The organism is Coleofasciculus sp. E1-EBD-02 (assembly GCF_040218245.1).
Taxonomy (GTDB): Bacteria; Cyanobacteriota; Cyanobacteriia; order Cyanobacteriales; family Coleofasciculaceae; genus Coleofasciculus.
The window spans coordinates 66566-91557 of record NZ_JAVJQN010000131.1; the positions used below are offsets into that span (position 1 = coordinate 66566).

The 24992-nt window shown below is 46.4% G+C and carries 22 protein-coding genes and 1 rRNA gene; 6 read left to right on the top strand and 17 right to left on the bottom strand.

Going from position 1 to position 24992, the window contains the following annotated elements:
• Positions 1-128 precede the first annotated feature (128 nt).
• From RIC07_RS21505 to RIC07_RS21515, 3 genes are all read right to left on the bottom strand, one after another.
• Entirely contained in the window at positions 129-2423 is a 2295-nt protein-coding gene (locus RIC07_RS21505) for a carotenoid oxygenase family protein (protein WP_446396305.1), read from the bottom strand.
• 439 nt (positions 2424-2862) lie between these two features.
• A complete protein-coding gene (locus RIC07_RS21510; RefSeq protein WP_446396306.1) occupies positions 2863-3903 on the bottom strand; it encodes an ATP-binding protein in 1041 nt (346 codons plus the stop codon).
• Positions 3904-4098: 195 nt separating this feature from the next.
• Entirely contained in the window at positions 4099-4416 is a 318-nt protein-coding gene (locus tag RIC07_RS21515; RefSeq protein ID WP_044209540.1) for a DUF3155 domain-containing protein, read from the bottom strand.
• Between the two features lie 422 nt (positions 4417-4838).
• Between RIC07_RS21515 and RIC07_RS21520 the strand changes: the two genes are divergently transcribed.
• Positions 4839-6269: a GAF domain-containing sensor histidine kinase gene (locus RIC07_RS21520; RefSeq protein WP_446396307.1), complete on the top strand. Its 1431-nt coding sequence runs from the start codon at positions 4839-4841 to the stop codon at positions 6267-6269.
• Between the two features lie 46 nt (positions 6270-6315).
• Here RIC07_RS21520 and RIC07_RS21525 read toward each other — a convergent pair whose 3' ends face one another.
• Together RIC07_RS21525 and RIC07_RS21530 are read right to left on the bottom strand one after the other, a co-directional pair.
• Positions 6316-7560 carry an S-layer homology domain-containing protein gene (locus RIC07_RS21525; protein WP_446396308.1) on the bottom strand — a complete coding sequence of 415 codons (1245 nt, stop codon included), beginning with the start codon at positions 7558-7560 and terminating at the stop codon, positions 6316-6318.
• Between the two features lie 417 nt (positions 7561-7977).
• Positions 7978-8400: a tellurite resistance TerB family protein gene (locus RIC07_RS21530; protein ID WP_446396309.1), complete on the bottom strand. Its 423-nt coding sequence runs from the start codon at positions 8398-8400 to the stop codon at positions 7978-7980.
• A gap of 54 nt (positions 8401-8454) precedes the next feature.
• Between RIC07_RS21530 and RIC07_RS21535 the strand changes: the two genes are divergently transcribed.
• The gene (locus RIC07_RS21535; RefSeq protein WP_446396310.1) at positions 8455-8616 is read left to right on the top strand and encodes a hypothetical protein; all 162 of its coding nucleotides are present in this window, start codon (positions 8455-8457) and stop codon (positions 8614-8616) included.
• A gap of 59 nt (positions 8617-8675) precedes the next feature.
• Here RIC07_RS21535 and RIC07_RS21540 read toward each other — a convergent pair whose 3' ends face one another.
• Together RIC07_RS21540 and RIC07_RS21545 are read right to left on the bottom strand one after the other, a co-directional pair.
• On the bottom strand, positions 8676-10022 hold the full coding sequence (locus tag RIC07_RS21540; RefSeq protein ID WP_446396311.1) for a 16S rRNA (cytosine(967)-C(5))-methyltransferase: 1347 nt from the start codon (positions 10020-10022) through the stop codon (positions 8676-8678).
• Positions 10023-10092: 70 nt separating this feature from the next.
• Positions 10093-11385, bottom strand: coding sequence for a protein kinase domain-containing protein (locus tag RIC07_RS21545; RefSeq protein WP_446396312.1), 1293 nt, complete (start codon positions 11383-11385; stop codon positions 10093-10095).
• A gap of 546 nt (positions 11386-11931) precedes the next feature.
• Between RIC07_RS21545 and RIC07_RS21550 the strand changes: the two genes are divergently transcribed.
• The gene (locus tag RIC07_RS21550) at positions 11932-12768 is read left to right on the top strand and encodes a Tab2 family RNA-binding protein (RefSeq protein ID WP_446396324.1); all 837 of its coding nucleotides are present in this window, start codon (positions 11932-11934) and stop codon (positions 12766-12768) included.
• Positions 12769-12925: 157 nt separating this feature from the next.
• Here RIC07_RS21550 and RIC07_RS21555 read toward each other — a convergent pair whose 3' ends face one another.
• Positions 12926-14656, bottom strand: coding sequence for an adenylate/guanylate cyclase domain-containing protein (locus tag RIC07_RS21555; protein ID WP_446396313.1), 1731 nt, complete (start codon positions 14654-14656; stop codon positions 12926-12928).
• 468 nt (positions 14657-15124) lie between these two features.
• On the opposite strand from RIC07_RS21555, the gene RIC07_RS21560 reads away from it, so the two are divergent.
• Complete coding sequence (locus tag RIC07_RS21560; RefSeq protein ID WP_446396314.1) at positions 15125-15823, top strand: manganese catalase family protein; 699 nt, start codon at positions 15125-15127, stop codon at positions 15821-15823.
• 168 nt (positions 15824-15991) lie between these two features.
• Here RIC07_RS21560 and RIC07_RS21565 read toward each other — a convergent pair whose 3' ends face one another.
• Together RIC07_RS21565 and RIC07_RS21570 are read right to left on the bottom strand one after the other, a co-directional pair.
• Entirely contained in the window at positions 15992-17080 is a 1089-nt protein-coding gene (locus RIC07_RS21565; protein WP_446396315.1) for a hybrid sensor histidine kinase/response regulator, read from the bottom strand.
• 432 nt (positions 17081-17512) lie between these two features.
• Positions 17513-18361, bottom strand: coding sequence for an alpha/beta fold hydrolase (locus tag RIC07_RS21570; RefSeq protein WP_446396316.1), 849 nt, complete (start codon positions 18359-18361; stop codon positions 17513-17515).
• 206 nt (positions 18362-18567) lie between these two features.
• Between RIC07_RS21570 and RIC07_RS21575 the strand changes: the two genes are divergently transcribed.
• Positions 18568-18984, top strand: a complete 417-nt coding sequence (locus tag RIC07_RS21575) for a hypothetical protein (RefSeq protein WP_446349737.1) — start codon at positions 18568-18570, stop codon at positions 18982-18984.
• 202 nt (positions 18985-19186) lie between these two features.
• Here the strand turns inward: RIC07_RS21575 and RIC07_RS21580 are convergent, their stop codons facing one another.
• A complete protein-coding gene (locus RIC07_RS21580) occupies positions 19187-19759 on the bottom strand; it encodes a redoxin family protein (RefSeq protein WP_446396317.1) in 573 nt (190 codons plus the stop codon).
• Positions 19760-19950: 191 nt separating this feature from the next.
• Here RIC07_RS21580 and RIC07_RS21585 point away from each other — a divergent pair, with 191 nt between their 5' ends.
• A complete protein-coding gene (locus RIC07_RS21585; protein WP_446392388.1) occupies positions 19951-20367 on the top strand; it encodes a Fur family transcriptional regulator in 417 nt (138 codons plus the stop codon).
• Between the two features lie 76 nt (positions 20368-20443).
• Here the strand turns inward: RIC07_RS21585 and RIC07_RS21590 are convergent, their stop codons facing one another.
• From RIC07_RS21590 to rrf, 6 genes are all read right to left on the bottom strand, one after another.
• Entirely contained in the window at positions 20444-20743 is a 300-nt protein-coding gene (locus tag RIC07_RS21590; RefSeq protein WP_446396318.1) for a hypothetical protein, read from the bottom strand.
• Complete coding sequence (locus RIC07_RS21595) at positions 20740-20922, bottom strand: type II toxin-antitoxin system RelE family toxin (RefSeq protein ID WP_446396319.1); 183 nt, start codon at positions 20920-20922, stop codon at positions 20740-20742. Before RIC07_RS21595 ends, RIC07_RS21590 begins: the two co-directional genes overlap by 4 nt.
• A 324-nt stretch (positions 20923-21246) precedes the next feature.
• A complete protein-coding gene (locus RIC07_RS21600) occupies positions 21247-21615 on the bottom strand; it encodes a DUF1667 domain-containing protein (RefSeq protein ID WP_446396320.1) in 369 nt (122 codons plus the stop codon).
• A 225-nt stretch (positions 21616-21840) separates the two neighbouring features.
• On the bottom strand, positions 21841-23109 hold the full coding sequence (locus tag RIC07_RS21605) for an NAD(P)/FAD-dependent oxidoreductase (RefSeq protein ID WP_446396321.1): 1269 nt from the start codon (positions 23107-23109) through the stop codon (positions 21841-21843).
• Positions 23106-24539: an FAD-dependent oxidoreductase gene (locus tag RIC07_RS21610; protein WP_446396322.1), complete on the bottom strand. Its 1434-nt coding sequence runs from the start codon at positions 24537-24539 to the stop codon at positions 23106-23108. The genes RIC07_RS21605 and RIC07_RS21610 overlap by 4 nt, the downstream gene beginning before the upstream one ends.
• Before the next feature lie 322 nt (positions 24540-24861).
• Positions 24862-24979, bottom strand: a 5S ribosomal RNA gene (gene rrf, locus RIC07_RS21615).
• Positions 24980-24992 lie beyond the last annotated feature (13 nt).

Here is a 24992-nt window from a genome sequence, read left to right on the forward strand (position 1 = left end):
TATCATGTCCGTTCATTTGGTAGAGACGTTGCATGCAACGTCTCTACCATGGTGCGGAAAGTCTTAATCGATGTGTCCACCGATACACCCTGCGGCGAATGCTTTGCCCTCTCTCCAGACGTTGATGGTTAACTTTGTTGAGTTGCCATTTGTGCCTCAGAAATCCAGGCGGCGTGGAAACCGTAAGGAACGCGCTGAGGCATGAGTATTCGTGCCACAGGTTCATCGGTGAACTTTTGAGCATCAATGACCCATAATTCAGACCGTTTTTCTACAGCATCCCAAATCATCGTTAGCAACCAACCATCATCCTCAGCCGTCCCACCTGGACGAGGGGCAAAGGCACTATCACCGCCAAATCGTCCCCGACCAAATTCATGAATTTGAGAGCTACCTGTTTCTAGGTCATACTTAATTAGACCGTCTAATAAGAGTCGGGGTCTCATATAGGTTGCCTGTCGGGAAGCGTACATATACCGTGTTTTCCGACCCGTATAATCATCATTGATGCGCGGAAATTCTGTGGCGACATCTAGGTCATTCAAAAGTTCCTCTTTCACCGCACCCGTTACTAAATTAATCCGGTAGCGATACATGCGGAAATGTTCAAATTCAGTGTCCCCACCTTCACCATTATCTTCTTGAGGAATAAACAGATAGGTATCAGGTGTGCGGGTGGACAGGAGTACCACTTCGTCCCCTTCTTCCCAAGCGTTACCAACGTGGTAAAGCATAGAGGTAGAAATCTCAAACCAGCGGATTGTCCGGTTATCGCCATGGCGGGGTAGGATACCAATACGGCTGGGGTTTTGAGCCTCGAACTTAATCGGTAGCTGACCCAACATGATTCGCATGGGGCGGAATGTCAGGGGCATATCCAGAAACAGCGTGTAGTTTTCGGTAATGGCAAAATCATGCATCATCACCGGGGCGGGAATATCAATCGGTACAGTTCGCAATAGTTCACCTTCTTGGGAAACGACGCTGTATTCCAGATAAGGAGGAACAATGGGGGCGAACCCGAAGACAATCATTTCACCCGTCACAGCGTCAACTTTGGGGTGTGCTGTAAACGTGGAAGCGAGTTTATCGTTAAAGGTATACACGCCAACTGTTTCTAAGTCAGGAAGTCGGATTTGATAGGGTGCGCCAGCTTCCCACAGCGCCAGCAGTTTACCTGCGTGCCACACACAGGCGGTGTTGGCGGTATTCTTCATCATCAAACCGTGAGGGGAGTCAAACCGAGGAAGGTTCAGCAGTCCGGGCCAAATGGATTTCCCGGCAGTTTTTTCTTGTAAAAACCCTTCGGTTTGGATGTAGCGGTTACGGTAGCTAGCTTTGCCATTGCTAATGTGAACGCCGTGCAGCATTCCATCCCCGTCTAACCAATGGTGGAGTCCAATGGGGGGAAATTGAGGGTTAGGACCATTGCGGAGAAACATCCCTGAAAGTTCCTGAGGGAGTTCGCCTATGACGGTTAAATTATCGGCAGTTACTTCTTTTTTGACTGGGGCAAAGTTGTCCGTCAAATAAAAATCTGCCATATCCTCAGCAAGGGCTTTGACGTTCGCCGTCATGCTGAGGCGACTCAGGATTCCGTAGGGAACCCGCGCATAGTAACCCGCACCTTTGGCTACGTCACTAGCGATTGATGAGCGCTCCATTTGTAGAACGTTAGCCAAGAATTCGTTATCCATTAAAACGCTCATGAAGCGCTGCTGAAGCGTATTGGGGCGAGTCCCAGATGGGGCGGTGGTGGCGAGACTTAGTGATTTTATCAGTTCCTGTTCTTGTTCGTCTAACGCTCCTTCAGAATACATGAGGGCGTTGAACGCTTCATATAGTTCCTGAAAATCTTCCTCGCTGGGATAATTTCCTAAATAAGCTTTTAACCAGCGATAACACTCATCACGCGGTACGGGCTGGTTATTTGATAATAAGGATTTAATTTCTTGATCATCTGCCAATCCTTTTTCATTTGCCACTCGCTGCAAAAATTCGAGTTCTTTCGGTTCAAGTACCCCATCAATCCAGGCAACCCCAATCAGAAGTTTGAGCAACTGCCGCTCATTTTTGAGCCATTCTTCCTTGTTTGCCAGAAAGGTGGAGCGGGAAATGGGTACATCAAAATATTCGTCCGTGCTTGCATCTGGACGAACGTTTTTCTCACTGGTGTATACAATTTTGGCACGATCCGGTGTTTGGACAACAATATATAAGTCGGGATTGCCTTCAAACCGTTCAAACAGGCTTTGGAAATCTGCGTCTGTATAGGTAATTTCAAATTGTCCCTGACTATTGGTCTTCACGTATCCCAAGTTATCGCTCTTGACGATATCTTTATCAAAGGCTTCGACTATTAGGTTAGGAATCCCTAAACCACTTTCAGATTCGTAAACTCGTCCAGTGACTTTGAATGGCATAAAAGGCTCCTGATTGCTCTGAAATGAAACATTAATGAAACATTACTGATGAGCCAGTTGTTGATGCTTGACTAATCGGTCTCCCATCCGTACAACAATTATTGCCATTTCCCCTAGGGCAGTGGCAATCGCTGGCTCATATCATGTCCTAACGATTACCCATAATTAGGACACACGCTCCAGACGCGGAGACACGGAGAAATTTTTATTAGGGGTGTTTGACCGGACATAATATCAATGGTTAGCGTTGCTATTGTGGTCATATTGGTTAATATACATCCTTAATAGACCCTTTTGTCGATTTTCTCCTAAACGTTGGATAGCTTATGTACTACAAACCCGCTATTTTGTCAAAAAAAAAGAGTCTGTTTTTTACAAAAATACATGCGCCCAAGGTGCGATCGCGTTTGCACCATGTCTTGAGAAAAGGTAGTGATATCTAAAACAATAAACTCAATAGCAAACAAACCACTAAAATAACCCCAATTAAAATAACCGTCCCCACCATCAAATTACCAATCTCATCCACCGTCCCCCGAATTCCTCTCACCATCCGCCCTAAATTTAAGGGAAACCGAACCACTACCTGCAACGGAAGCGGTAATTGGTGCAATTCAAAACTATACCCAGGAGTACGCCTTGCTTCTACTTCAAACCTCCCCTTGACCCAGTTTATATCTCGCCCCTGCTGACGCGCTTCCCAAAGTAAACTTCCGGCTAACTGCAATAAAAAAGGATGCGTACCCCCTAACTGCTTTGCTAATTTCTGATCCGGGGGACTCAACGCCGCTTGTCCCTCCTTTCCCTGACTCGCTGGTAAACGCACTAATGTCCACGCTTCCTCCTCCTGCAATTCCCCCAACGCCAACACCTGACTCAAATTAAAAAACGGCGAGGTGAGACGATACCGATGCTGATAAAATTCCAATTTCCGGGGAGACGCCACCACTACCATTAACGCACCACTATCGACTAGCGATCGCAGGTTATCAAAGAATCCATCATCAAAGTCCCGATAATGGCGGATTAGCACTTCAAAGTCATCCAAACAGAGTACCGCTAACACGCCTTGTCGTTTCCAATGTCCCATGGCGCTACTAAATGCCAAGCGGTTAAACTGTGGAACTCTCAGCGCCTCCATTAACCCCGGTTGACGCTGCACTTGGGGATGATTCCACAACAGTCGCCCAACCTTATGATAAAATCCCTCGTCCCCATGACAGTCGGGATTCTGAAGCGAAAGATAAATGCTAATAAACCGATCAGGTTGAGAAACGTATTCCTGATACGTTTGACAGAAGTGATAAAGCAGCCAGGATTTGCCAATGCGTCTGCGCCCGACCACATTTAAGCTACCGGGTAGGGTACCTGTCATCTGAGTAGTCATCTGTTGCAACTCCTCGTGGCGTCCCACAAAAAATCGGGAATCCGCGATCGCTGCACCGACTATAAATGGACAAGACGGTTGCACTGAACTCATGAATCAGAGGAAAATGACTCGACAAGCATACTCAACAGTTATCATTTTCTTCTACTTTGCAACCTTTCTCCTTCCCTAGTGCCTTTTGCCTTCATAAAAAATTAGGCAATTCATCTCACCCCCCTAGCAGGAATGAAATGAATTGCCTCTTGACAAGTGTCAAAGCACTGGTCAATTCGTAAGATTTGGCTGTAGTCAGCGGCTTTGAACCGCAACTACAGCCTTTTCGACCGGAGCATCCAGTACCCGCAGACTGGGAAACAGAAAATGATTTTCCTCAACATATTGAGCGCCAAATAAACCTTTTTCTGCCCAGAAATAACGGTCTGTCGTATGCTCATTTCGCTTAACGAGTAGCAAAGCGGGCGGAATAATCCCGGCTGATTGAATATATTTACGTGCTGCTGTAACCGGTTTATCTTCACCGCTTTCTAGATTATACTGAGGCACATGTTCTAGGATCTTGCGCCCCTCTTGGCGGCGGCGACTCTTGCGCTTACGTCTTCTTGCCAACCTCTTTACCTCCTCTTTTTGCCGACAGTTGTAATGTTAGTTACAAAAGCCGTCGTAAGTATATCTGCTTGAATCTGAAATATCAATATCTTTTTATGGTTTGATAGATCTACCTAAAATGCCTCAATGCTAAGTTTTAAAGAGGCTTTGAGCGATGATCCTTTAAAAATCACGACCAAAAAAATTAATTTTTCGTTAAAAAAGTTCACAAAAAGCCGCCGGAGAGGGCTGGGGAGATGGGGAGATGGGGGAGATGAGGAAGATGGGGGAGATGGGGGAGATAATAAAGCACAAAGGACGAATGACTGTCATCCTACACCTTTTGGGTAATAGTCAGTCGTGTCAATTGTTCGACATTATAGAAAAGGAACCTCTATGGGGTTCTGTCGTAAAAGCCCTCTGGTGGTGATCACGCAATTCTCATGTTCATTCCTGCTAGTTCAGAATTTGTCGCCTTGTGTCAATCACAGGTTGGAATCCTTACTCAAAGTCTAGGCGCGGCGTTGAGTGCGGTATATTTAACAACGGATAAGCTCGACGAGGCAGCGCAACCTAAGCTGATTCCGGTAGTAGTCTATCCAGAAGCGGCGATATGGGAAGAGGAGGAGACGGAGTTAACATTGCCCGATCGCATGAGTTCAGTGGATACGATTCCCCGCCTTGCTGAAGCTGTACCTCGCCTTTTACCTCAACCTGCTGAGGATCACCATCTCCCCGATTCCACCTCACTTTCTCAGGACAACTCTCCCTTATCTCAAGGACGGCAAATGGTTTTGCCTCTAATCCACGAAGAAGTAGTTATGGGATTATTAGTCACAAGTCGCGATGATCGACCGTGGAATGAAAAAGAACAGACAGCGATTGAACGCATCGCTGGAACATTGACACTTGCCTACTTAATGGATCGGCGTCGGGCTTGGTTTGAGCAGGAATGGACTCAGCAACGCCGTCTACAAGCACAGCAACGGGATCGGCTTGATGATATCCTGCATCAATTTCGTAATCCTTTAACCGCATTGCGAACCTTTGGCAAACTGCTACTCAATCGACTGCAACCCGATGATAAAAATCATAACGTTGCAGCTAGTATTGTGCGAGAGAGCGATCGCTTGAAGGAATTGTTACAAGATTTTGATGAGTGCTTAGATCAGGATGCACCAACAAGTGAACCCCTAACCTTACCCGCATCAGCTAGTACGGCGACTTGTCCACTCCCCGACTCAGACGAGACTGGGACAATTGTTTCTTCGGTTAACTCAGAACCAGAGACAGACGCACCAGCCATTCCGTTGCTTCCGGGTAAAACCCTAATTGTCGAGTCATTCACCGTCGCCGACGTATTAGAACCCCTGCTCATTTCCGCCCAAGCGATCGCGGGGGAACGGGATTTAGAATTACGTTACTCGATTCCCCAAGACTTACCCCCTGTGCGGGCAAACGCTAGGGCGTTACGAGAGGTCTTAAATAATTTAATTGACAATGCCTTAAAATACACGCCCGCTGGGGGGCAAATTGATGTAGAAGCGGGTGTGGATCAACCCACAGATGAGACGAGAACAATGGTGGGAATTGCAATTACTGACACCGGAGTTGGAATTCCGCCCCAAGACATCGAGCATTTATTTGAGCGGCGTTATCGGGGAATACAAGCCAACACAGGGATTCCGGGGAGTGGTTTAGGGTTAGCGATCGCCAAAACACTGATTGAACAAATGCAGGGTCAAATCAAGGTCTTTAGTCCGCCGCAGTCCCCGTGGACTCAATCTCAGTCAGACGTAGCGATTCGCCGTTCTGGGGGGAAGTCAACCCAGGGAACAACGTTTGTCGTTTGGTTGCCAATTCATGAATCATGAATTTGGATTGTAGAGACGTAGCATGCTACGTCTCTACACAATGACGCTAGTTGGTGCTGATAACTAAGTCCTCATCAAGTTTGAGATCTAAATCGGTATCCGGTTCAATCACAATCAGATCCACACTGTTGCGACCGAGGAAGCGTTGGATTAAGCTCAATGCTACACCAGAGCCTGTACCAATCAAGAGTTCTTCCGTCGCGATCGCCCGATCTCCCGTTACCGCTGAAATCGCCGCCGCCGCCGCTGTACCGAGTGCAGCATTCTTGACCAAATTTCCGACATTACTACCTTGAGTGACTGTTTCCGTCGTGGTGATTACTCCAGACGCAGCATCAATAGTCATCTGCTGACCATTCATCACCAGTTTCTCTGCGACAAATTGAGCGCCACCATTCGTAGAACGCAACTCACCGACAATCTCACTACCTGCTGGAATCAATACAGTGCCATCAGAGGTGGTGATATTCGCATCGACAGTTAACGTTAAGGGTAATTGTTCGTCTTCTTCAGCAACCAGAATTTTCTCTCGGATATATTTAACTGGAATAGTTGTACCCGCAGGAATCGTGAAATTTTGAGCAACAGGCGTCGGATCAGCAATGTACTGCGAACTGACAACTTGTGCTTCTCCTTCACTCACCAAAGCTTGGTAAATAAACGCCGCAACTTCAGCACGACTAGCATTCCGCTGGGGATTTAACGATTTAACGTTAGGATAATTCACCACCAAGCGTTCTTCTGTGGCGGCGGCTATTGGTGTCCGCGCCCAACTGGAAATGCGAGAGGCATCATTGTAGTAATTTAAAACACTGGTTGAACTGGCTGAATAATCCAAACCATTTGCCAATGAAACTAAGACTTGTTCACGAGGAATATTTTGTTCAGGTCTAAAAACATTCCCTGGATATCCCGTTAAAAATCCTGTTTTATAAGCATCTTGGATGGCAGAATATGCCCAGTATCTTGAGGGGACATCAACAAAGTTCGTTGACCCGCGTTGATCCGCTTTATTAAAGGCTTGATTTGCCTTACGCATCATCGCCGCAAACTGGGCGCGAGTTACGGGAGCATCCGGTCGGAATGTACCATCCGGAAACCCAGCAATAATATCCCGTTGGGCTAATTCGGTAATAAAGTCTTCCGCCCAGTAGGTAGAAGAAACATCTGAGAAACTTGTGGTTTGGGCAAGCGCTGATGCACCTGTAACGAAGGGAGCGATCGCACCAGCCGTTAATCCAAAGGCTAAAAATGCAGCGGTTCCAGATTGCCAGGGATGAAAGTTAGACATTAAAGGCGTTCTCCAACACGAATCGTTCTGTTTGTTAATTTACTAGACCGTTTAGAATTCCAGATGTTCCTAAAATTTTCCTACCCATTCATTAGATAAAGTTTAGCAAGAAAATGTTTTGCGCGTCACTGCTTTATGGGAACATTTTCAGTGTGAATGACGATCCGTCCGGACAATTAGTTTCCAAAAAATAAAAAATCCTCTACTGACTTTTAGAGTAAAGGATAAAAGCTAAAGAAGCTGGGAAAGCCGATCTTTAGGGGCGGTTTTTACCCATAACGTTTTAGCCCTGTCGGTAAAATTTGACTAAACCTGTCCGGATAACATTTTGTGACACATCGATAACTGGACTAAACCTGCCCTTGTGGGAGAAAAAATTAACTGAGAACTCAAATGACCAACCCCAATCCCACATTACTAAGATTGCTGGTCAATCCAGCGGTGGTAAAGTTTTTGAATGGCTTTAAGCACATTATTATGAGTGGACTTGGGAGAAGTCTGGGCAGGATCGAGAAGCTGTAAGCGGGTGAGAAGTTTAGCTTCCTCAGTATCTACATCGCCATCGCTGTAAATTAAGGCACTAATCGCTTCAATCAAGCCCTGATAATCCTCTTGGCTAGGATGATCGCCCAAATACTCTTGCACCCATCTATAACACTCGTCACTGGATACCGATTTGAGTTCGTTCAACAGGGGTCGAATTTCTGGGTCTTCAGCCACATTGGATTGCTGGGCGACTTGGTGCAGATACTGCCGTTCCTCTGGCTGAATTCGACCATCGATCCAAGCCGCACCAATCAGAATCTTTACAAGCTGTTTGACATGAGAGTCTGTAACCATGACGTTTTTCTACAAAGAACTTCTGCTATATCTATATCAGAACTGTTCCCAAAAATGCGCTTAGACGTTCTAATCTTTACCAATGAGCAGGCTTGGTTAAGGGAAGCTGAGGGAGCAGAGGAAGCTGGGGAAGCTGGGGGAGCTGAGGGAGATGAGGGAGATTGTGTAGGGGCGGGTTTCACTACTATCTTTTTGGTTACACCCAGATGTAACTAAACCCGCCCCGACTTCACGTAATGACAAATGACAAATGACAAATGACAAATGACAAATGACTAATCCCCCAAATACTTCAATCTCACCATAAAAAAGCCATCCATCTGATGCTGATGGGGTAAGACTTTCAGCCAGCCTTGAGGCGTAGAAAAAGCGGAGAGTGTCGGCGGGGGTGCATCGATACGCCAGTGGGGATGACGTTCTAGAAAGGCTTGAATCACGGCTTCATTTTCTTGGGGATGCAAAGTACAGGTGGCGTAAACGAGGACGCCTCCAGGTTTAACCCAGGTGGCTGTCTGAGTTAATAGTTCACTTTGCAGTACAGAAAGTTCCTGAACTCTGGCTGGAGTACAACGCCAACGGATATCGGGGCGACGGTGCAGCGTACCTAAGCCAGAACAGGGGGCGTCGAGTAAAACAGCATCAGCTTTTTGGGTAAATTGGGGAAAATCACGGCTATCGCCTGGGCAGATTTGAATGGATTGTAATTGTAACCGTTGAGTATTAGCTTTGACTTTTTTTAGGCGAGATGCGGCTTTATCACATGCCCAGATTGTGCCGCGATCGCGCATGAGTTCGGCAAGATGCGTTGTTTTCCCGCCCGGTGCTGCACAAGCGTCAATGATGACATCATTGGGTTGAGGATTAAGTAAATGACTCACCAGTTGGGCGCTACTATCTTGAATTGTCCACCATCCCTCGTTGAATCCAGGAAGCGTTTGTATGGAACCTGTACTTCCTTGGAAGCGTAAGGCTTGGGGAAGGTAAGGAAGGCGCTGAACCTGAATACCTGCGGCTTGCATCGCTGTTTCTACTGTATCGATAGAAGCGTTCAAGGGATTGATTCGTAGGTCAAGGGTTGGCGGTTGGTTGAACCATTGGCAAAGGGCTTCGGTTTCCTCGATTCCCAATTGATTTAACCACAGTTCGATCATCCAGTCGGGAAAGCTATAGAGAATACCCAGGCGCTGAATCGGGTGGGAGGGTAACTGCAAGGGATCATCTAATTGGGGATTGGCTTTCAGACGGGCATACTGTCGCAGCACCCCATTAACCACCCCGGCTAATCCTTTTAATTGATTGGCTTTAGCCAATTCCACGCTGGTATTAACGGCGGCTGATGGGGGAATGCGTTGCAGATAGCGCAATTGGTATAAGCCCAGATGCAGAATGAAGCGCAAGTCTGGGGGCTGCTGCTGGGCTTTTTTCTTCCCCAGTTGGTTAATTAAGGCATCCAGGGTGCGAGTGTGTCTGGTAGTACCATAGACTAAATCGGTTAACAGAGCGCGATCGGCACGATTAAGCGTAGTATGACGAAGCACTCGATCCAACGCAATATCTGTAAACGCACCTAATTTGTGAATATCTCGTAGGGCGAGGAATGCAAGTTGGCGAGAGTTTGTCATGGATGACTCAAAAAACCTTTACATCAACAAAAGACAATCAGAGGCGCTAACTTGCATTGTTCTCACCGACTTACAAATCTTGGCGTGACAACAAAGACATGACAGACTCCTGCTGGCGCAGGGCAAAACGATCAGCAACTATCAGCGCGGGCAATTCGCCAACGGGGGCATCTGGGCTGAACTGGAGACGATTATAGGATACCCAATTGCCTTTTACTCGCCATCCCACGCGATCGCCAAAACTACACCAGGCTTGCCAATGACTTTTCTGCTTATCTAGAATACTCTGCCAGATTTGCTTTTGGACGGTTAAACCGAAGCGATCGCGACTGTATTCTCTCCACATCTTATCAATCCGATGTAATTCCTGAGCGGGAAACGTCTCAATATCCGCCACCCTCAACCAGCCGTCTCGCCTTGATACTTTCAGCATGAGTTTAGCCGTTTCTTGATCCGCCGCTTGCCAGTGTTGAGCCGCCAGTAGAGTCCGCAATCGCTGATAATCGTCCGGCGAAAGTCCCGATGTTACGGTACTACTGCCCAACATCACCAACCATTCTGCCACGGATTGGGGACGGGCTTCCGGTTGGAGTGCCATTCCTTTGAGGATAGCTTGATTGACGCGATCGCTAATTTTAGGATTAAGCTGTTGAGGGGGTTCTAATTCTAAACGGTATGCTCGCATCGGTGCAGGTAAGGGAATTTCACCCGTTAGCAAGGCATACAATGTCGCGGCTAAAGCATAAACATCAGTATAAGCGCCTCGTTTGGAGCGCCAATCATACTGTTCAATCGGCGCAAATCCTTCCGATAACGACTGGGTATGGGTTTGGGTAATATTGGGGCTAAATTCACGGGCAATGCCAAAATCAATCAGAACGGCTTCATATCCAACAATTCCGGGTACAGTTTCCACAGGACGCCGCATAATATTGAGAGGTTTGATATCTCGGTGCAGTAAGCCTTGATTGTGAATCAGCGTCAGTGCATCACCAATCTGCTGGATATAGCCTATCGCTTCGGATTCGGACAAAACACCGTGATGCCACACCCGATGGGCTAAGGTTTCCCCTTCAATATATTCCATGACGATGCACCACTGTTCATCCTCTTTAATCACTTCATCGACGCGCACGATATGAGGGTGGCGGAATTTGGCTAAGCGTAAGGCTTCATTGATGAAATCCTGCTGATATTTGGTGGCGTCGTATTGGCGTTGCAGGTAGTCGTTGAGGGTTTTAATCACTAAGGGATTCCCCTGTTTGTCTTTGACGAGGTAGGTTATGCCAAAGCCACCTTGTCCGAGGATTTTTGCGATCGCGTATTTGCCCTGTTGTAACTTCTGTCCGGGTTGCCACATCATCGTCTACGATTCCAAGACCTTGATTGAGATCTATATTAGTACAATTGTTCTATAAAAGGAAGACGTGGTGCGATCGCATTTGAAAAAAGCCACAATGACAGACATCTGTATTCCTGTAACAGTCTAGTTATGGTCACGTCATCCCCTAACCCCTTCTCCCACCCCCCTCATTCCCCCCTGCGAGGAGGGATGACAGAGGATGCTTCGCTTTTGTTTCATGGGAGAAGGGGAACCGGACTCTCTTGCTCCCCTCTTGCTCCCCTCTCCCAAGCTTGGGAGAGGGGCTGGGGGTGAGGGCTGGCGTGGGTGAGGGGTTTAGCTTAAGTTGACACCAATGCTCCCCACCCTTGCTATCAGAAGATAAGCTAGACTTTTTTCTTAGACCAGAATTACAGGGAAAAGGAAAATGGTCAGCAATCGGATAAAAGAAAACAGCACTGTACTAAGTTTTGTAAACAAGCCTTAAACCCTTACAAATGACGTAGCTTGCTTCTCGCGAAGCGAGTATGACAAATGACAAATGACAAATGACAAATGACTTTATCAATGAATGTTTGGCAAGCGGATTTTTATCGGCGTCCTCTGCGAGATGAAACAGGACAAGTCTTATGGGAATTATTAATTTGTGACACCACAGGCAATGTTATCTATCAATCATTCTGTCCTCAGCCAGATGTAACCCATGATTGGTTGCTATCGCAGGTAAAAATCGCGGTGACTGAGACAGGATTACCGGATGCAATTCACGTCTTTCGCCCCCAGTCGTTCAATTTATTCCAGGAGGTGGGACAACAATTAGAGATTAAGGTAGAAGCCACACGACGTACCCCAACCTTAAAGCAACGATTACAGGAAAGAACGTTAGAGTATCAACAGCACGAGAATTACACCGGGGAAGTGTACAACCCCCTTAGCTTAGACAAACCGCCGCCTTTACCCTTACCCGAAAATCTCTGGGGCGATCGCTGGCGATTTGCTAGTATTCCCGCAGGGGATATTGAGGAAGGGTTTGCCCAACGCCCGATTCCGATTGTACAGATGCCCAAAGAACTCTTACCTCTCCAATTAGGTTTAGCCTCAACGGTAGCTGTTCCCGGAGTCGTGATTGATGGGGGGCGTCAGTCGATGCCATTAGCGCGTTGGCTGCAAGCGGTGCAACCTGTAGCGCTTAATTATATTCCCGGTGCGCCGGATGGGTTAATTTTAGAAGCCGGATTAGTGGAACGCTGGGTAATGGCAACCTTTGAAGATGAAGAAGTAGCGGCGGCGGCGAGGTTATATGAACAGCGCAAGCAAACGAGTCAGGGATTGCATTTTTTGTTGGTGCAACCGGATGATTCGGGAATGACGTATACCGGATTTTGGTTATTGATGGCTGATTAATTTGGTCATTCGTCTTATGTCATTTGTCATTTGTTATTTACTAGACATCTTTAACCTTGATGAAGGGCGGGTTTTGTTGAAAGGTTATCGGTAGATATCACAATTAAATGGCTAAACCCGCCCCTACAGTTGGTTTTCATGCTTCGACTCAACCGAATTATCCGATTTGTTTTGGCTTACGTTCTTTGAGAAAGTATGTCGTCATTTCTCCCTTCCCTTTGACGGAAATTGAACCGCGTTCTTGAAAAACGTATTTATCCTTTAAATGTTCATAGGTGGCATCAGAAACTTGAATATAACCGGGAAGACCATGGGATTCCATACGACTAGCCGTATTAACTGTATCGCCCCACAAATCATAAATAAACTTTTTCAACCCAATCACCCCAGCGACTACGGGACCACTGTGAATGCCAATACGCATCATGAAAGCGTGTCCTTGTTGGGCATTAACCGCATCAATTTCCCCTTGCATATCCAGGGCAAATTCGGCGACGGCTTCAGCGTGATCCTGACGCGGTAAGGGTAAGCCGCCGACAACCATGTAGGAATCGCCAATCGTTTTAATTTTTTCTAAGCCATGGAGTTCTACTAAACGGTCAAATCGCGAGAAAATCTCATTGAGGAGATTGACCAGTTCGGTGGGTGAGATTTCTCCTGATAGGCGAGTAAAGTCCACAATATCGGAAAAGAGAACCGTGACTTCTTCAAAACTATCGGCAATCGTATCTGAGTCTTTTTGCAGGCGTTTGGCAATAGATTCCGGTAAGATATTCAGGAGGAGATTTTCTGCCTTTTCTCGTTCAGTAACCAGGTTTTTGGTAGAAGACTCTAAGGCGTCTAACATCGAGTTAATTGTTTGTGCCAGGTGGGTTAATTCATCATTCCCCTTGGCGCTAACTCGTAGCGATAGGTCATTACTTGTGCCAACTTTTTGTACGTTTGTACTCAGTTTTGCTAGGCGAGACAGTACCATTTTTTCCAATAGGAAAAGAGTACCGACACTAAAAAGAATTCCTAAACCTAAGAGAGATAAAATAAGATAACGTAGACTAAGGCGACCTTGTTGATATATTTCTCGTGGGATGTCGATTTGAACCAGTAACGCAGGTTGACCATAGATATCGCGGAGGAGGGTATAGCCTGCGATCGCCTCCCGACTTATAATCTGGATTAAGATGGGAGCCTGATTGGGTTGGGACTCCTGTTCAGATAGGCTAGACTGCACAGTCTGCAATTTAGCTGGTAATTGGGTATTATCGAGTCGGTAGACCTTAAGATTGAGTTGGGTGAGTTCCGCTAACGCCTCAATGCGCTGGTCATTCAGGTAACGACCCATAATCAAAGACCCCCGCATTGGACCAGTTTCCTCGTTGGTAAGAATGGGATTTGAGGCAATCATTAACGGTCCCTGGGGTAAGAGAATTAAACCTGTAATGCTACTGGTTGTATCAGGATGCTGTAGTAGAACATTATCAGAATTCAGTTGTTGGATTAAGGGAGTAGGAATGGGGATTTCTTGCTGCTGAGCTAAGTTAAAATGTTTACCAAAAACCAATTCATCTTGGCGGTTAAAGAATAAAACCAGGTTGAGGTTAATATTCGTTAAATTTGTATCTGATAGATTCTCTTGAATATAATTTTGACTGGTATCTTCAATAAACGCATAAGTATCATCCCACTCACCATAATCAGCCGCTAAAACAGCTAAACTATCTAATTCATCGAATAACGCCTCCTGTACTCGCCGCACATTACGATACGCATGTTGTTCCTCGATTTGCGCGAAACTACGGATTAAAATTAGCGATAGACTGGCGTAGAGGACACCGATTAAACCCGCAAGGGTGAGACCAATCAGGAGTAGGGTTTTCTGGCGCAGGCTCATAAGTTCAGCAGGGGAGTGGCGGACAAGGGATAAGCTGGGGGAGATGTGAGCTGGTCAGTATTTCTGCCATGCTGCATGAGGGAGTCGTTCTTTCTCCCTACAAAGTAAAGTACAACAATTCAAGGCGATAAAGGAAGAAATTCCGGTAAGGCGTCAGGACTCACTTTATTTCCGCCACGCTGAACCCATTATGGGTAGGTTACTACAGACATCTGATTAAAAGCTTATTTACTAGCTGAAGTATCCACCTAACGCAGGCGATTAATTCGAGTCAGATGAAGGATGTCTATTGCTTAAGGCATATTTTTTTAGGTGTACTGTGGAGTCAATTCAAAACAATCTCTACAGTAGTTTCTATCTTTAGGTTAAGGTGGGATTCAATTTTCTTGATTACCGTGGTATTTAAGCTCAGTTGATTGATAACTGGGCAGGCAGCTTTTGCCTCTATAGCTATACTCAAAAAAAATTATGTTTTTCCACAAAAAGGAAACCATTCAACCCGTTAATATCGAGACAGCACATCCCCAATTTGCCCAACTCTTGTTAGAACAATTTGGTGGTGCTACAGGTGAACTCACCGCTGCTCTACAGTACTGGGTGCAGTCTTTTCACTGTGAAAATCCCTCCATTCGGAATATGCTGCAAGATATCGCGGTTGAGGAATTTAGCCATTTAGAGATGATTGGCAAACTAATTGAATCTCACACCAAAAATGTTGACCAGACTGATGCGTATAAAAGTACACTCTTTGCAGTACGGGGAATGGGTCCTCATTTCTTAGATAGTCAAGGCTCTGCTTGGACGGCTACCTATATTAATGAAGGTGGCGATATTGTCCGCGACTTACGAGCAAATATAGGCGCAGAAGCTGGCGCTCGTCAAACCTACGAATCACTCATTAAACTAGCACCTGATCCGGGGACAAAAGAGACGCTAGTACACTTACTTACCCGCGAAATTTCCCACACTAAGATGTTTATGAATGCGTTAGATTCTCTGGGTAAGCTCACTGATCCCATGTTTGGCAACATTGAACCTGATAGTACCGTTGATCTGTACTATAACTTATCAACCGAGTCAGACGGCAACTCTCAACAAGGCGATAAGCCGTGGAATTCTGCACCTGACTTTAAGTATGTAGCCAACCCCACAGCGAGTCATTCTTAGAGACAATTAAGTCAGGTTAGGAGTAGCTTGACGACGCTGCTAAAATAGTGAATATTTAGGTTGGGTTGACGCCAGTAAACCCAACTTAATTTCATGTCTAGCTGAATAATTACACTATTGCAGAGGGTAATGCTATATTGTTTCTATTCCATTCGATTACAGCATCAATTATCTCGAAACGGGTAATGAAACAGTAACAATAGTTTGCTTATCCGGAACGCTTTCAATGACGAATTTACCCCCATGGAATTGAGTAAGGCGTTTAGCAATTGTTAGCCCCAATCCAGAACCTTGTTGATCATAGAGTTTGCGCTCAAACTGCATATAGCCTCCCACTTGGGCAATTTGTTCTGCCGTCATTCCTGTCCCTTGATTACTAATTGCCAAAACCAGTCGATTTTTTTCAACCATACTGGTGAGAGTTACAGGTGTGCCATCGGGGGAAAATTTAAAAGCGTTATCGACAAGTTCAAAAACTAACTTCTGAAGTCGAGGTGCTGCCATTTGTATAGCCGTATCGGTTAAATTTAGTAGTAGGTCAGATTCTCGATTGAACTCTCGCGCCTTGGCAATCGCTTGAGCGGAAATAATTGCTGATGAAAATCGCGTTTGATAGGCTTGAAAGGTTCGACGCCGTTCACTTGAGGTTTCGGCTAATTCCAACTCAGCAAAAAGTAAAAAGTTTTGAATCGACCGAGATAACTGCTGTCCAGACGCTTGAATATCTTCGATCATCGATCTGACAGGTGCGGCTTCAATATAGTCCGCCAGCAGTGTCTGTGATGTACCAACGATAATATTGAGGGGAGTTTGCAGTTCTCTGGGTAAAGCCGAGGTGATATTACTGCGTAGCTCATCTAACTTGGCTTCAGACTGCTGCTGAATTGCCATCTGCTTTGACAAACGAGTCGCGATCGCGCTAAGAAGTTCTTTAGCGGTAAATGGTTTGGTCAGATAGTCATCGGAACCAAGTTCCATTCCTTGTCGCCAGTCATCTCGGCTGGCTTTAGCGGTGAGGAAGATGAAGGGAATCGTCTGTGTGGCTGGATTAGAGCGCAAGGCTGTTAACACCTCGTAACCATCTAATTCTGGCATCATCACATCACAAACAATTAAATCGGGTAATTGTTGGGTCGCAAGTTGGATACCTGCTAATCCATTGTCTGACTCAGTGACCTGAAAATTGTTGGCTTCGAGCAACTCTAGAATATTGTCTCGAACGGATAATTCATCTTCAATTACTAAAATTTTAGCCATAAGGTTCTGGCGGATGCCCAGCTATTTCGTTCTTGTATCCTAGCTGTTTATTTTTTAGCCATTCCAGGGGGATTTTACGGATATCAACTTAACCCCAATTGATGCATTTCAGTAGATTTACGGAGGTTATAACAACAATCAGCGGTCACGCATTTAAATTGGGTATAGTGGACTGACACAGCTAAAATTGTGGAATAGATTTTACTGTTAAAATGGGCGCACGTCGGTGCGCCCCTACAATTCTAATTCACCATTTTATGTAGGTCAGCCCGCCATCGTGTGTTAGCGAAGCGTAACGCACCTTTACCCCCATCTGTGGTGTGTCTGCGTAAGTCCTGTCTAATTTAATTTTTTCTCCCCCAGCTCCCAGACGTAGCATGCTACGTCTCTACATTGCTTTTCCCAGCTTCCCCAATTCCCCAATTCCCCTGCTTACACCACTTGACGGCGTAGAAACAGCAGCAGATTATTACTCACCTTCTCAGACCAATGATCTTGGGGATAATGTCCGGCTTCTTCTAGTTCTACCAATTCGACATTCTTAATCATTTTGGCAAATTCTTGAACTTGAACCAAGGGAAGCCACGGATCTTTTATCCCCCAAAGAATCAATGTGGGTTGATTCCAGTTGCGAAACCCGGCTTCGATTTCTGCCATGGATGATTTAAATTGCAGGTTTTTAACCGTCATCAGTAAACTTCGCCCTGCATCAGAACTGCTGAGGAAGGGACGACGATATACGTCTAAATCTTTATCAGACACGCGATAGCCACTACCGCCTTCTAAGGTGCGATCGACCAACAAGGGGTCTTGGGTCAACATATCACCGACCAAGGGTAAGCCTAATTGCTTGATCTTCCACGGTAACTGACTCGCTGATGAGACAGGGGTGTTGAGAATGGCTAACCGTTCAACCTGATCGGGGTAACGCAAAGCGTATTGGAGTCCCACTGAACCCAGAAACCCTTGGACAACCAGATAAAATCGCTCGATTTGCAGATGTTGGATAAATTCTGCTAAGGCTTTAATAAAAGCATCTGGCGTATAGGCAAACTTACGACGGTCTGGTTTAGCAGAGAAACCTGCACCAATCCAGTCTGGCGCGATCGCACGGAATCCTTTTTCGGCTAAATCGGGCATCAGCGCTGACCATGAGTAACTCTGGGAGGGTAAACCATGAAGCAGCAGCACCGGGGGTTGTGTACTGGGATTAACTGGAGTAGCTTCCCGATAAAACCACTCTAGCGACCCGACCTGAATGGACTTTTCCTGAATGGACACTGTTATTTCCTACACCTTGACCGTGCTTTGAGCTTACCGCCCTGTAGACGTTTGAGCAAGTTTTCTTGGTAATTTCCGATCTCCGGGAATTGTCAACAAATCACAACATATCCCCTGTCTGCTAAACAGATAGCCAACAGACTCGCTAATTGTAATAAATAATGAAGCAATCTTGTAAATAAGCGTTAACCATAGGAGATTTAATCATGAATGCTGCGGAACAAGCCAAGGGTTTAGAGGTAACCACCAAAATTGCCGCCATAGTCAACTTGTTTAAGTCCCAGTTTCCCGATGCTAAGGCGGACTTGAAACCCTGGCAAAATGACCCAGATACTCGCAATCTAGTTGATCCTGACTCAATTGATATCGGTTTTCACTTTCCTGGATGGAGTAGAAAGTTACAAAGCCGCAGCATCTTACTACAAATTCGGTTTTACCAAGATCCCTTAGAACAGTCTCATCGCTTGATCGGCTTAGATGCCGCAGGATTTAATCATCAAGGAGAAGCTTGGCGACTTTCGACGGTTGAGAACTGGCAATGTGTCGGTAATTATCAGCCTGCGCCGGAGGTGAGTGACAAGCTCAAACAGTTCTGCCGACAAGTCTTTGAGTTATTCATCTAATTGAACCGGGTGTCTTCTGTAGGACTTACGCAAAACCTCTATATGTAGGGTGCGTTACGCTACGCTAACGCACCATTGCCGCGATATGTGGTGTAGTTGTGTAAGTCCTGTTCTGGTTGTGGTTGAGAAGAGGACACCCAACACCATCACCCACAAACAGTGGGGACACGACATGTCGTGCCCCCACAGATGGTAGTTCAAATTAACCAACAAACGCCAGACGCGGCTCAGAGACACCTGCGGGTTCTTGTCCCTTCAGGGAAGCGAGCATCGTATCCGCATCGGAGACTTCAAAGGGGTCATCCGGGCAGTTGTCGCTGTAACCCGGTTCTGCAAAGAATTTTTCAATCTTGCCGTCGTGCACCAGCATCGAATAGCGCCAGGAACGCATTCCGAAACCGAGGTTGGACTTATCGACTAGCATTCCCATCTTGCGGGTAAACTCGCCATTACCATCGGGGAGCAATAACACATTCTTTGCCCCTTGCTGCTTACCCCACTGGAACATAACAAACGCATCATTCACCGACAGGCAAATGATTTCATCGATACCCTGCGCCTTGAACTCATCATAGAGTTCTTCATAGCGAGGCAGGTGGTTGGACGAACAGGTGGGTGTAAACGCACCCGGCAAGGAAAATACAACAACTTTTTTGCCACCAAAGATTTCCTGCGTTGTCCGATCTTGCCAACGGTAGGGATTTGAACCCCCTACAGACTCATCACGCACGCGAGTCTTGAACACAGCGTCGGGTACACGATCAATAACAGCCATATTTACCTCGTTTTACAGACGACTAGATTTTTGTTTGCTTTAGCTATATCTAACTATAACTCAGAATAATTCTGATTTAAGAATGAGTCAATAGTAATAAATACTTATTTTTCAGTCTAACTGCTAGACAAGTATAACTCCTAAAAAAGAGTGTTATAATTAAGAAACTGCTTATGAAAACGGTGAATACCATGCAGCAGCAAGCAGAAAACCTGATTAAAGTCTTGAAATCCAAGGGGTTGAGGGTTACCCCACAGCGATTTTCTGTCTATGCCAATCTGCTGACTCGTTTTGATCACCCAACGGCAGATCAAATCCTCAGCGATCTCAATCACCAAGCGCCAACGTCTTCTCAAGCGACTGTATACAGTGCGCTACAAGCACTGCGGGAAGTGGGACTGGTGCGGGAAGTTTTATTAGAGGAAGGTGTCTGTCGTTACGATGCGAATGTCGATCGCCACCATCATTTTCGTTGTCGCTGTTGCGGCGCGATTAAAGATATTCCTTGGGATACGTTTGAAAGCATTGACTTAAACCGCCTACCTCCCGGTATGCAAGCTGAAAGCTATGAGGTGACGGTGCATGGAGTCTGCGATCGCTGTCAATGATTTGTCATTTGTCATTTGTCATTTGTCGCGGAGATAGGGGGAAGAGCAAGAACTCCAGAAACCACGCTTTGCTCTCTTAACCCTCTTTAGCCGCTTCCTTCTGTAAGCCAAGTTGTTCGCGAACCGCCTTTAACGATTTCCCCCGCTTTACCTTCGGGCGAACGCTTTGCTCTGGCACATCAGAAGCCGAAAGAACGTTCTTTTTTAAAGCCGCCTGTAGAAGATTTAATTCGTCTTGCAGATCTTCGAGTGATTCTCCGAAAGGCTCGATCGGCTTTTCCGAACAGGCAGCTATCGCACCGTGATCATCATAATATACGGTACGAATTGTGTAGCCACTATCCTCAAAGAACACCCGATAATCCCAGTTCATCATAGTTCTCCCTGCTCTCCTTGAACAATGTACTTGTTTCTCGGCTTGGCAGCGATGCGCTCAATACTGACGATTCTAACTTTCTCCTCAACGTTATACAGAACGCGGTACATACCTAGCCTCAATTCCCATTCCGCCGTATCGTTTGGACGCAGGTGCTTCCGGTTGCGCGTCTCTATCATTGGCTCATAAGAAAGGTTTGCCTCAATACCGTCAAGAATTAATTACATTCTGTTCGTATTTCTTAAACCATTGCAAATCCTCGATCGCTTGGTCTGTCAACTCAATTTCAAACACGGTGGCTATTTATACTGTAATGTGTTTCCAGTAATCGTCTAGGCTACCATTAACATTTCCAACGAGGAAACAGGGAGATGGGGGAGTTATCGGGTTGACTCAATTTTGCAATTTAACCGGGGCGGGTTTATACCAAGTTGCAGTCAAAGAGGTAATCTGTCATGTTGAACGAAATCCTTCACGACCTTCGAGGACAGGATCAATCTAATTCAAGCGGCTGGCATATCTCTTGTAGCAACCACATCCGCCCCTGTTTCCAAGGCATTCGCCAGAATCACATCACCCATTTTCACAGGTGCAGTTAGTTTCACTTGACGCAGCGTTTGGCATAATTCCTGCATTTTTTCTTTAGGAATAGCCATATTGGTTTTCACCGGAAGCCTAGCCCAACGCCCTTGTTCTACCTGTACAGTGGTTGTTAGCATACGGCGAGGTTCGGTATGTTCTTGTTTAGCATACTCTTGTCCCCGTTTGCAGTTAAAACCCCGCACTTCGACAATCTTGTTGTCTTCATCTTCAACTTCTAAACGGCAACCTAGGGGACAGCCAATACAAAGGTAATGAGTAATTGTTGTCATAATAAATACCTGGTGATTGGTGATTAGTGATTGGTAAATACTTCGCCACCCTTGAGGAAACCTGGTTTGTAGGGGCGGGTTTAGGGACTTTCTTTTGGTTCATGATGGTAACGTTGGTACGAAACCCGCCCTGACTCAATGTTGAGTTTACTCCCCCATCTCCCAGACGCTTCTGTGATCACGTCTGGAACATCGCGCCCCATCTTCTCCATCTGCCGCACTCCTTTAATCTTTACAGGGTACAACATCTACCCGCAAGGTATCCCCGTGGAAGTTCTCCAAAAACCGAGGACGTACTTTGAGATTAACCATCTCTGCTGGCAAAACAAAGCGTAGTTTTTTCTCATACACGTCACCTAAACGCAATACGCTTTGTTCCATGGGGCGCTTAACCCGCATGTAAACTGTGTGTTCTCGGTCGGTGGAAATAGTATGAGGGACGCAGTAGCGCACATTTTCCCCTGGAACTAGGCGAATATTATCCCCCGGAGGGCGTTGTTCGGTGACGTAAGCTCCAGCATTGCTGCCTGCGAGAAAGGCTTCCTGGCTAACAAAATCCACTAAGTCGTGAATATGGACAACATTACCACAAGCAAAAACCCCATCCATGGAGGTTTCCATCATGCTGTTCACCACCGGACCACTGGTTACGGGGTCAATCTGGAGTTTCAACTGTCGGGATAGTTCGTTTTCTGGAATCAAGCCAATAGACAGCAGCAGGGTATCACAAGGAATATCCCAGCTTTGCTCTAAATTTGGGGTAAAGTTTTCATCAACGGGAGCAACAGTAACCTTTTCTACTCGGTCTCTGCCATGGATGTCCGCAATTGTCGTGGAAAGGTGCAGGGGAATGTCGAAGTCGTGCAGACATTGGACGATATTGCGATTGAGTCCATTGGCGTGAGGCATAATTTCAAACACGCCTGCGACTTCTACCCCTTCCAATGTCAACCGTCGCGCCATAATTAAGCCAATATCCCCGGAACCAAGAATCACTGCCCGATGTCCTGGCAGATAACCAATCATGTTGACAAATTTCTGGGCTAACCCGGCTGTCAAGACACCGGAGGCGCGAGTACCGGGAGTGCGAATAGCGCCGCGTGTGCGTTCTCTGGCACCCATTGCCAGTACAGCGGCTTTGGTGGAAAGAACGTGGACGCCTTGGCTACCGGACATGAGTTTGACTTGTTTGTCAGCATTAATATCCAGGATGTAAGCATCGCTGACAATATCTATGTCCGTTTCTAAGACTTGCTCCAAAAACCGCTGGGCATATTCTGGACCGGTGAGTTCTTCTTTAAAATGCTGGAGTCCAAAACCTGGATGGATACACTGCAACAGGATGCCGCCTGCTTCTTTCTCACGGTCAGCAATCAGGATGCGATCTGCTCCCGCCTGTCTTGCGCCTAAGGCGGCTGCCATACCTGCTGGACCACCACCAACGACTACGACATCATACTCTTTTTTTAAGTGGCTAATTGTGTCCGTAATCATTTTGCTACCTCCTCCCGTTCCCGAACAATCCAAGTGTCGCCGCCGCGTTTGGTAATTTGCGATAGCGGCTGGTCTAATTCTTGCGATAGCAGTTCCATACACCGTCCAGTACAGAACCCCCCTTGACAGCGCCCCATCCCAGCGCGGGTACGGAATTTGATGCCGTCGATGGTGCGTGCGCCCCGATGAATGGAATCTAAAATCTCACCCTCGGTAATTAATTCGCAGCGACAAACAATGCGACCATAATGATGATTTTCTTGAGTCAGGGCGATTTGTTCGTCTGTAGACAAGGAAACAAAATGGATGGGTTTGGGAATGGAGGGGACAAAATCATCCTTGGGTTGTAACGGTAGACCTTCATCCCGTAAAATATCTCCGACCATTTCGGCAATTGCCGGAGCCGCTGTGAGTCCAGGAGACTGGATACCCGCGACGTTAATAAAGCCTTTTTTGTCAGTTGAACCAATTATAAAGTCTTCGGTTTCCGTAACTGCCCGCAACCCGGCAAACTCAGCGATGCAATCCCTCGGACTAATACCGGGAACGACTTGTCTGACCATCTGGAAAACTGTTTGTCCTCCGGCGACACTGGTGGTCAAGTCTTCCTTATCATCGACCATTTCTGCCGTAGGACCAACCATAATCGTGCCATCGTAGGTAGGGATGACGAGAATTCCTTTGGACACGGGAGTGGGACAGGGGAAAATTACCCGTTTTACTAAACCCATTAACCGCTTATCCAGGATATATTCCTCACCTTTGCGAGGGCGAATAGTAAAGGGTTGGACTCCTGCCATCTGAGCGATACGATCTGCCCAAAGCCCCGCCGCGTTTATGATAAAGCGAGTCGGAAATTCGCCGCGATTTGTTTTGATTGTCCAAATGTCGTCCGTTTGGTCAATGTCCTGCACCAAACTATCGGTCACCAGTTCCAAGCCATTCAGACAGGCATTTTCAATCAGAGCAAAACAGGCTTCGTAAGGATTGATCACCCCTGTGGTTGGGGCATAGAGTCCAGCGAGCGCGTCGGGATTGAGACGGGGTTCTTCTCGGAGTAAGCGTTCCTGATCCCACATTTCCAGACCAGGAACGCCTTTTTCTTCACCTTGTTGTTTGAGTTTCTCTAAGGTGGGGAGTTGTTCTTCGGCTAAAGCGACAGTCAGTTCGCCAATGCGCTTGAACCCGAAACCTAGCTCATCACAGATGGTATCCCACATTTGATTCCCCAACCACTCTAGTTTCCCTTTCAGGGTGTTAGGGGAACCGTGATGACCGCCGTGGATAATCCCACTGTTGGCTTTACTGGTTCCGAATCCGACTTCGCTCTCCTTCTCCAACAAGACAGCACGGATAGGATAGCGCATTAACTCACGCGCGATCGTGCAACCAATTACGCCACCGCCAATGATAGCTACATCGTAAACCATAGTTCTGACCTGTCATAATTTTTGACTTAATTTTTGTTAGGGATTTTGAGAATAATTAAAATGCTAATAGACTATTCCAGTATAAGAAACCAACGTTTTGATATCGAACCTATCTAGGAATTTTTTAGATTTATTTAACTAATGAGGCGTAGTCACTTAACCTTCTACTTCGTTGAGTCGTTCATTTTAGCTATAGCCGTTGTCATTAAGGTAAGGTTAGGACAGATTGAATCGCACCAAACAACGACATAGCAGTGAAATTTCCATAGCATAGCATAAACCCCTCTTTCCTGTACGAAAAGAGGGGTTTAAAAAAGAAGAAGTCTGGCATCGAGCTATTTTCCCAGGGGGCAACCCCCAAAGTATCTTCGCCGCAGCAACGTTTCACAGCCGAGTTCGGGATGGGTTCGGAGTGGAGCCATTGCGCCAGAGACACCAGACAAGCTTGTGGTT

What these genes read in the sequence shown, in the direction of transcription:
- RIC07_RS21505 (WP_446396305.1), bottom strand. Translation starts at nt 2,423, where the DNA reads ATGCCATTCAAAGTCACTGGACGAGTTTACGAATCTGAAAGTGGTTTA.
- RIC07_RS21510 (WP_446396306.1), bottom strand. Translation starts at nt 3,903, where the DNA reads ATGAGTTCAGTGCAACCGTCTTGTCCATTTATAGTCGGTGCAGCGATC.
- RIC07_RS21520 (WP_446396307.1), top strand. Translation starts at nt 4,839, where the DNA reads ATGTTCATTCCTGCTAGTTCAGAATTTGTCGCCTTGTGTCAATCACAG.
- RIC07_RS21525 (WP_446396308.1), bottom strand. Translation starts at nt 7,560, where the DNA reads ATGTCTAACTTTCATCCCTGGCAATCTGGAACCGCTGCATTTTTAGCC.
- RIC07_RS21530 (WP_446396309.1), bottom strand. Translation starts at nt 8,400, where the DNA reads ATGGTTACAGACTCTCATGTCAAACAGCTTGTAAAGATTCTGATTGGT.
- RIC07_RS21535 (WP_446396310.1), top strand. Translation starts at nt 8,455, where the DNA reads ATGCGCTTAGACGTTCTAATCTTTACCAATGAGCAGGCTTGGTTAAGG.
- RIC07_RS21540 (WP_446396311.1), bottom strand. Translation starts at nt 10,022, where the DNA reads ATGACAAACTCTCGCCAACTTGCATTCCTCGCCCTACGAGATATTCAC.
- RIC07_RS21545 (WP_446396312.1), bottom strand. Translation starts at nt 11,385, where the DNA reads ATGATGTGGCAACCCGGACAGAAGTTACAACAGGGCAAATACGCGATC.
- RIC07_RS21550 (WP_446396324.1), top strand. Translation starts at nt 11,932, where the DNA reads ATGAATGTTTGGCAAGCGGATTTTTATCGGCGTCCTCTGCGAGATGAA.
- RIC07_RS21555 (WP_446396313.1), bottom strand. Translation starts at nt 14,656, where the DNA reads ATGAGCCTGCGCCAGAAAACCCTACTCCTGATTGGTCTCACCCTTGCG.
- RIC07_RS21560 (WP_446396314.1), top strand. Translation starts at nt 15,125, where the DNA reads ATGTTTTTCCACAAAAAGGAAACCATTCAACCCGTTAATATCGAGACA.
- RIC07_RS21565 (WP_446396315.1), bottom strand. Translation starts at nt 17,080, where the DNA reads ATGGCTAAAATTTTAGTAATTGAAGATGAATTATCCGTTCGAGACAAT.
- RIC07_RS21575 (WP_446349737.1), top strand. Translation starts at nt 18,568, where the DNA reads ATGAATGCTGCGGAACAAGCCAAGGGTTTAGAGGTAACCACCAAAATT.
- RIC07_RS21580 (WP_446396317.1), bottom strand. Translation starts at nt 19,759, where the DNA reads ATGGCTGTTATTGATCGTGTACCCGACGCTGTGTTCAAGACTCGCGTG.
- RIC07_RS21585 (WP_446392388.1), top strand. Translation starts at nt 19,951, where the DNA reads ATGCAGCAGCAAGCAGAAAACCTGATTAAAGTCTTGAAATCCAAGGGG.
- RIC07_RS21590 (WP_446396318.1), bottom strand. Translation starts at nt 20,743, where the DNA reads ATGATGAACTGGGATTATCGGGTGTTCTTTGAGGATAGTGGCTACACA.
- RIC07_RS21595 (WP_446396319.1), bottom strand. Translation starts at nt 20,922, where the DNA reads ATGATAGAGACGCGCAACCGGAAGCACCTGCGTCCAAACGATACGGCG.
- RIC07_RS21600 (WP_446396320.1), bottom strand. Translation starts at nt 21,615, where the DNA reads ATGACAACAATTACTCATTACCTTTGTATTGGCTGTCCCCTAGGTTGC.
- RIC07_RS21605 (WP_446396321.1), bottom strand. Translation starts at nt 23,109, where the DNA reads ATGATTACGGACACAATTAGCCACTTAAAAAAAGAGTATGATGTCGTA.
- RIC07_RS21610 (WP_446396322.1), bottom strand. Translation starts at nt 24,539, where the DNA reads ATGGTTTACGATGTAGCTATCATTGGCGGTGGCGTAATTGGTTGCACG.